Source organism: Micromonospora sp. BL1 (assembly GCF_003667485.1).
GTDB classification, from domain to species: domain Bacteria; phylum Actinomycetota; class Actinomycetes; order Mycobacteriales; family Micromonosporaceae; genus Micromonospora; species Micromonospora tulbaghiae.
This window is the reverse complement of sequence record NZ_RCVK01000101.1, coordinates 1-6,260: the sequence shown is the minus strand read 5'-3', so window position 1 is coordinate 6,260 and position 6,260 is coordinate 1. Positions and strand designations below refer to the sequence as shown.

The 6,260-nt window shown below is 73.1% G+C and carries 5 protein-coding genes and 1 riboswitch; of the genes, 3 read left to right on the top strand and 2 right to left on the bottom strand.

What is annotated here, in order from left to right:
* Positions 1-22: 22 nt before the first annotated feature.
* Positions 23-164: riboswitch (cyclic di-AMP (ydaO/yuaA leader) on the bottom strand.
* A 308-nt stretch (positions 165-472) separates the two neighbouring features.
* On the bottom strand, positions 473-1,237 hold the full coding sequence (locus EAD96_RS01040) for a hypothetical protein (protein WP_121682947.1): 765 nt from the start codon (positions 1,235-1,237) through the stop codon (positions 473-475).
* A 239-nt stretch (positions 1,238-1,476) separates the two neighbouring features.
* Positions 1,477-2,694, bottom strand: coding sequence for an acyltransferase (locus tag EAD96_RS01035; RefSeq protein ID WP_121682946.1), 1,218 nt, complete (start codon positions 2,692-2,694; stop codon positions 1,477-1,479).
* Positions 2,695-2,851: 157 nt separating this feature from the next.
* Between EAD96_RS01035 and EAD96_RS01030 the strand changes: the two genes are divergently transcribed.
* The 3 genes from EAD96_RS01030 to EAD96_RS01020 all read left to right on the top strand — a co-directional run.
* Entirely contained in the window at positions 2,852-4,177 is a 1,326-nt protein-coding gene (locus EAD96_RS01030; protein ID WP_121682945.1) for a polysaccharide pyruvyl transferase family protein, read from the top strand.
* 40 nt (positions 4,178-4,217) lie between these two features.
* Positions 4,218-4,853 carry an alpha-ketoglutarate-dependent dioxygenase AlkB gene (locus EAD96_RS01025; RefSeq protein ID WP_121682944.1) on the top strand — a complete coding sequence of 212 codons (636 nt, stop codon included), beginning with the start codon at positions 4,218-4,220 and terminating at the stop codon, positions 4,851-4,853.
* 95 nt (positions 4,854-4,948) lie between these two features.
* Positions 4,949-6,260 (top strand): uracil-xanthine permease family protein (locus EAD96_RS01020; RefSeq protein WP_121682943.1); only part of this gene is annotated, 1,312 nt, incomplete at its 3' end.

Below are 6,260 nucleotides of genomic sequence, written 5' to 3'. Positions count from 1 at the left end.
ATCGAGGGGTGGGCAAGAGGGGTACTCCTTCCGTGGCCGCCGACCGGGTTAGCTGACGGATTCGGGCGGGAAGTACGCCCTACCGCGAGCCGTGGCTCGCGGATTCACCCCGATGGTGCTCATGGGTCCCCGGTTCGTGGAGCACGATTAGGCGGGTCGGTGCGGCGTCGCCGTCGGCGATCGATTACCGCATCGGACGCGCCGACACTACCGGTGGGTATGTCCCATGCCAAGCGCTCCCACCTGCGTAAACGTGATCCGCGGTAACGGATTTCGGAACACTCGGTTACTGACTTCGCTCAATGGGACAAGCAGTTTCGACGGCACCCGGCGGCGGAAAGCGGACAGACGGCCAGCACCGGCCCGGCAATCGCGGGACTCGATGACCTGTTCCGCGCCGGACGCCCGATTCGGCGGCCCGGGTGACCGGGCTCACCACGTTCCGGGTAACGATTCGGTCGAGACGGTCGTCTCAGCCGACCCGGGCCGGGCGCCACCGGGCGTTGCGGACCGTCGCGGGCACCGGCTGGGCGCTCGCCGTCGCGCTCCGGTACGCCGGGGCGGGCCGCAGCGCGGCGGTGGCCGCGTACGCCTCGGCGGCGAGCGTCCGGGCGGCCTCGGCGGCCAGTTCCGCGTCCCGCCACGCCGACCGCTCCCGCTCGGCGGCGCTCTCCCATCCGGCCCGGCGACCGTCCCGGACGGTGCGCGCCAGCACGATCTCCTGCTCGGCCGGGTGCCGGCGCGGATCCCACCCGTTGCGGCCCGCCAGCACGTCGGCGAGCTGACGGGCGGTCAGGTCGCCCCGCCAGTGCGCCGTCATGGCGGCGTGGTGCAGCCAGCGCTCCCGGGCCGCGTACTCGGCCGGGGTTCGCGGTGTACGCGGGGCGGCCAGCGCGGCGGCGCCGGCCAGGCGGCGGGCGGCGGCGTCCGCCTCGTCGTACGCGGTCCAGGCCAGTTCCGCCTCGTCCTGCGCGGCCAGCCACCGCTCACGGCGGCGGCGGGCCGTCTGGGCGGCCCCGGCGGCGGCCACCGCCACCTCCTCGGCGTACCGGACCAGGTCGTCGCGGCGGGCGGCGTCGGCGTCGGCCGGTTCGGGGACGGCGTCCGGCGCGGGCTCGCGTTCGGGCCGGGCGACGAGCGCGGCGAGCAGGCCCAGCGCGAGCAGCAGCAGGAAGGACCAGATGGCCGCGGCCTCGGGCACGGAGGTGAGGAAGTGGTACAGAGCGGTCTGCGACATGGTCGGCACCTCACGGGAAGGACCTGGCGGCAGCGGCGACACCGGCGGCAGCGTGGCGGCGCCGAACGAACAGGCGACCACCACGGCGAGACTGGCGAGCATCCGGGAGGTCCAGCGCGCCACCCACCACACGGGGCAGGTGAGCGCGATCGGAAGCACGGGTACAAATTACCGCCGATCCCCCACGAACGCACCGCCGCACGGCGTGTCGCGGACCGGCCGGCAGACGACGGCGCGTGTCAGTCCGGGCGACGCCGCCCGGCGTACTCGATGCCCTCGGCCCGACCGGCGAGGGACGTCGCGCCGCCGTCGGCGGCCGGGGTGGCGGCGTCCTCGGCGGACCCGCGCGGAGCCGGCACGGCCGGTGCGCGCGACGCCGCGCGGGCCCGGCGGGACGGGCCGAGCAGGCGCATCATCGGCAGCTCCACCCAGCGGTGCAGCGCGGCGGCCAGCGCGAGCGTGACCACCAGGAAGCCGAGCACCGCGGCCGGGCCGCGCCAGCCGGGCAGCCCGGTCCCCCAGTCCCCGGTCAGCCGCAGCACGGTGACCATGACCAGCACGTGGACCAGGTAGAAGGCGAACGAGACCTCACCGAGCCAGACCATCGCGCGGGACCGCCAGGGGGTGGGCCGGCCCCGCACGTCGGCGTCCGCCGCGGCGGCGATGACCAGCAGGTACGCGACCGCGAGCAGTGCCGCCCAGAACTCGGCCGGGATCCACAGCGCGGCCACCACCCAGGTGGTGACGAAGAGCCCGGTGGCGACCGCGAGGTTCGGTCCGCGCCAGCGGTGCCGGCGCATCAGCTCGGCGGCGGCCACGCCCATCCAGAACTCCAGCGACCGGGTCACCGGGAAGATCTGGGTGAACCACCACCGCTGCTCCTCCGGCACCAGGTGCTGGCCGGGCCACAGCGCCAGGATGAGCAGCGGCGCCGCGACCAGCACGGTCCGCAGCACGCCGGTACGGGCCCGGCGCAGCCACGGCACCACGAGCGGCAGGCACAGGTAGAAGGCCAGTTCGCAGGAGAGCGACCAGCTCACGTTGTTGACGCTGTAGAAGTAGCCGCCCAGCGGGATCCACGCCTGGACCAGGAAGAAGTTGGCGATCGCGGCCCACGGCACGACCGGGTCGGCGAACCAGGCCGCGACCGCCAGCGCCGCGACGAACGTCACCACGTGGTTCGGGTAGATCTTGGCGAACCGGCGGCGCAGGAACGTCCACGCGCGCTCCCCGTCCCGGTACGACCAGACCAGCACGAACCCGCTGAGGATGAAGAAGAACTCGACGCCGGACAGGCCCAGGCTGAACGCCTTGTCGACCAGGGGCTTCAGGTGCGGCTCGGCGACGATCCCCATGGTGCCGGCGTGGAAGGCGAAGACCAGCAGCGCGGCGACCCACCGCAATCCGGTCAGCGACGGCAGTCGTGGGGCACGGGTGACGGTCGGCGCGCTGGTCATTCCGGGCACCCTACCCCGGGGGAACCGGGACGTTCCCGGCGAGCCGCCGCCCGCTCGGCTCCACACCGGCGGCGGATAGGATTTCCGTTCCTGCACGCGCGGGCACCCACCCGGCTCCCGCCCGCACGCCGTGCCGTACGGAAGGTGAGCGAACCGGATGCACCAGCGGATCCTGCTCCGCGCCCGCAAGGGCCCGTTCGACGTCCTCACGCCCGAGGAGACGTTCGCCGGCAACTGGATCGGGGACAACAGCGGCAACCTGGTCTTCAGCCACGCCGCGTACAAGCTGCTCGCCACCTCCACGGCCGAGATCACACCGACCCGCACCCCGGCCGACCCGCGGCTCGCCGACGAGATCAACGAACGGCACGACGTCTTCGTCGTACCGCTCGCCAACGCGTTCCGCCGCAGCTTCGTGCACCGCCTCACGCCGCTGACCCGGCTGATCGAGCGGCTGAAGATCCCGGTGGTGGTGCTCGGCGTCGGCGTGCAGACGAACGTCGACGGCGACCGCGAGTACCTGCGGCCGATCGACGAGCCGGTCCGCGCGTTCTGCAAGGCCGTGCTGGACCGGTCGCACAGCATCGGCGTCCGCGGCGAGGTGACCGAGAGCTACCTCAACGCGCTGGGCTTCTCAGAGGTGGAGCAGATCGGCTGCCCGTCGATGTTCCTGCACGGCGACACGTTCCAACTGGAGAAGACCCGCCCGGAGCTGACCGCCGACTCGAAGGTCGCGCTCACCATCTCCCCGTACGTCCGCTCGATGGCCTCGGTGGTCCGCCACCACCAGGAGCGCTACCCGAACCTCTGCTACGTGCCGCAGGACCTGCGGACGCTCGGCACCCTGCTCTACGGCGACGCGCCCGAGCACCGGGGCCAGAGCAGCGACATCCCGCTGCACACCTCGCACCCGCTGTTCGCCGAGGACAAGGTGCGCATGTTCGTCGACCCGTGGACCTGGATGTCGCACCTGTCCGGGTACGACTTCGCGTTCGGGACCCGCATCCACGGCACCATCACCGCGCTCGTGGCGGGCACGCCCGGCTACCTGTTCGCGCACGACTCGCGCACCCTGGAACTGGCCCGCTACTTCGGCATCCCGCACCGGATCATGCGGGACGTGCCGGCCGACGTCGACGCCGCCGACCTCTACGCCGAGGCCGACTACACCGCGCTCAACGACGGCCACAAGGCCCGCTTCGAGACCATCACCGCGTTCCTGGCCAAGCACGACCTCGGCACCTCGTTCGCCGACGGCGACAGCGCGGCGCGCTTCGACCGCCGGGTCGACGAGACGGTGTTCCCGCCGGCCGTCCGGCCCGCCACGGCCACCACGCCGGCCGAACTGCTGACCCGCATCGAGCGGCTGCGCGACGAGAACGCCAAGCTCGCCGCCACCATCGACGCGCTGCGCTCGCAGCAGCTCCGGGAGCGGATCAAGCAGGCCGTCCCGGGCAAGGTCCGCCGGATGCTGCGGCGCTGACCGTCGTACGCCTGTTCGAGAGCACGGTACGATCGGCTGCGTGTCCGACGCGTACCAGCCCTCGATGCTCGACCTGGCCGAGCAGGGCCCGACCCTGGGCCCGCTCGCCGGGGCGCTGCGCCGGCACGAGCTGAGCCGGGGCGCCTGGGTCGACCACCTGCCCGGCTGGGTGCGCGGCTCCGACGAGGTGCTCGACACGCTGCGCCACGACGTGCCCTGGCGGGCCGAACGCCGCACCATGTACGACGCCGAGGTCGACGTGCCCCGGCTGCTCTGCTGGTACGCCGCCGGCCGGCCGCTGCCGCACCCGGTGCTCACCGCGGCCCGGGAGGCGCTCACCCGGCACTACGCGCCCGAGCTGGGCGAGCCGTTCGTCACCGCCGGCATGTGCCTCTACCGCGACGGACGTGACAGCGTGGCCTGGCACGGCGACACCCTCGGCCGCTCCGCGCACACCGACACCATGGTCGCGATCGTCTCGTTCGGTTCCCCGCGCGCGCTGCTGCTGCGCCCCCGCGGCGGAGGGGGCGGCAGCCTGCGGTTCCCGCTCGGCCACGGCGACCTCGTCGTCATGGGCGGCTCCTGCCAGCGCACCTGGGAGCACGCGGTGCCGAAGACCACCCGCCCGGTCGGCCCCCGGGTCAGCGTCCAGTTCCGTCCCACCGGCGTCGCCTGAGCCGAGGGCGGGCCCACGCCTGGCCAGGGCACGTGCTAGAAACAACTCCCAGGGTCGATCACGCCCCCGTCACCCGATGACGCGAAGGGCGACCGATGACCCAGTCCCCCACCTCCTCCCGCTGGTCCCCGTGGACCCTGCACGGCGACGGCCGCCACGTACGCCCCGGCGACGTGGTCCAGCCCGACGAACGGCTCTCCTGGCCGCGCACCATCGGCGTGGGCGTCCAGCACGTGGTCGCCATGTTCGGCGCCACCTTCACCGTCCCGCTGATCACCGGGTTCCCGCCCGCCACCACGCTGCTGTTCTCCGGGCTCGGCACGCTGCTGTTCCTGCTGATCACCGGCAACCGGCTGCCCTCGTACCTCGGGTCGTCGTTCGCGTTCATCGCGCCGGTGCTGGCCGCGAAGACCGACGGCGGCATCGGCGCGGCCCTCGGCGGCATCGTCGTCGCGGGCGTCGCGCTGGCGATCGTCGGCATCGTGGTGCAGGTGGCCGGCTCCCGCTGGATCGACGCGCTGATGCCGCCGGTGGTCACCGGCGCGATCGTCATGCTGATCGGCCTCAACCTCGCGCCGGTGGCCTGGGACGGCGACGGATCCGGCACCGGCGTGAAGGCCCAGCCGCTGATCGCCGTCGTCACGCTCGTCGCGATCCTGCTCACCACAGTGCTGTTCCGCGGCTTCGTGGCGCGGCTGTCGATCCTCGTCGGCGTGGTGGTCGGCTGGGTGCTCGCCGCGCTCACCGGCAACCTCGACCAGCAGGCGGTCAGCGGCCTGCGTCAGGCGGCCTGGGTCGGTTTCCCCGAGTTCCACACGCCGAGCTTCGACGCGCGCGCCGTCGTGCTGGTCATCCCGGTGATCCTGGTGCTGATCGCGGAGAACGCCGGGCACGTCAAGGCGGTCGCCGCGATGACCGGCCGCAACCTCGACCGCGACATGGGCCGGGCGCTGCTCGGCGACGGCGTCGCCACGGTGCTGGCCGGGTCCGGCGGCGGTTCCGGCACCACCACGTACGCGGAGAACATCGGCGTGATGGCGGCGACCCGCGTCTACTCCACCGCCGCGTACTGGATCGCCGGCGCCACGGCGATCCTGCTCGGGCTCTGCCCCAAGTTCGGCGCGCTGATCCTGACCGTCCCGGCCGGTGTGCTCGGTGGCGCCACCACCGCCCTGTACGGCCTGATCGCCATCCTGGGCGCCCGGATCTGGATCGAGAGCCGGGTCGACTTCCACGACCCGATCAACCTGTTCACCGCTGCGGTGGCGGTGATCATCGGTGCCGCCAACTACACACTGACGGCCGGCGACCTGTCGTTCAACGGCATCGCCCTGGGCACGGCCGCCGCCCTCGCGATCTACCACGGCATGCGCCTGATCGCCCGCCTGCGCGGCACCACCCCCGAGT

What these genes read in the sequence shown, in the direction of transcription:
- EAD96_RS01040 (WP_121682947.1), bottom strand. Translation starts at nt 1,237, where the DNA reads ATGTCGCAGACCGCTCTGTACCACTTCCTCACCTCCGTGCCCGAGGCC.
- EAD96_RS01030 (WP_121682945.1), top strand. Translation starts at nt 2,852, where the DNA reads ATGCACCAGCGGATCCTGCTCCGCGCCCGCAAGGGCCCGTTCGACGTC.
- EAD96_RS01035 (WP_121682946.1), bottom strand. Translation starts at nt 2,694, where the DNA reads ATGACCAGCGCGCCGACCGTCACCCGTGCCCCACGACTGCCGTCGCTG.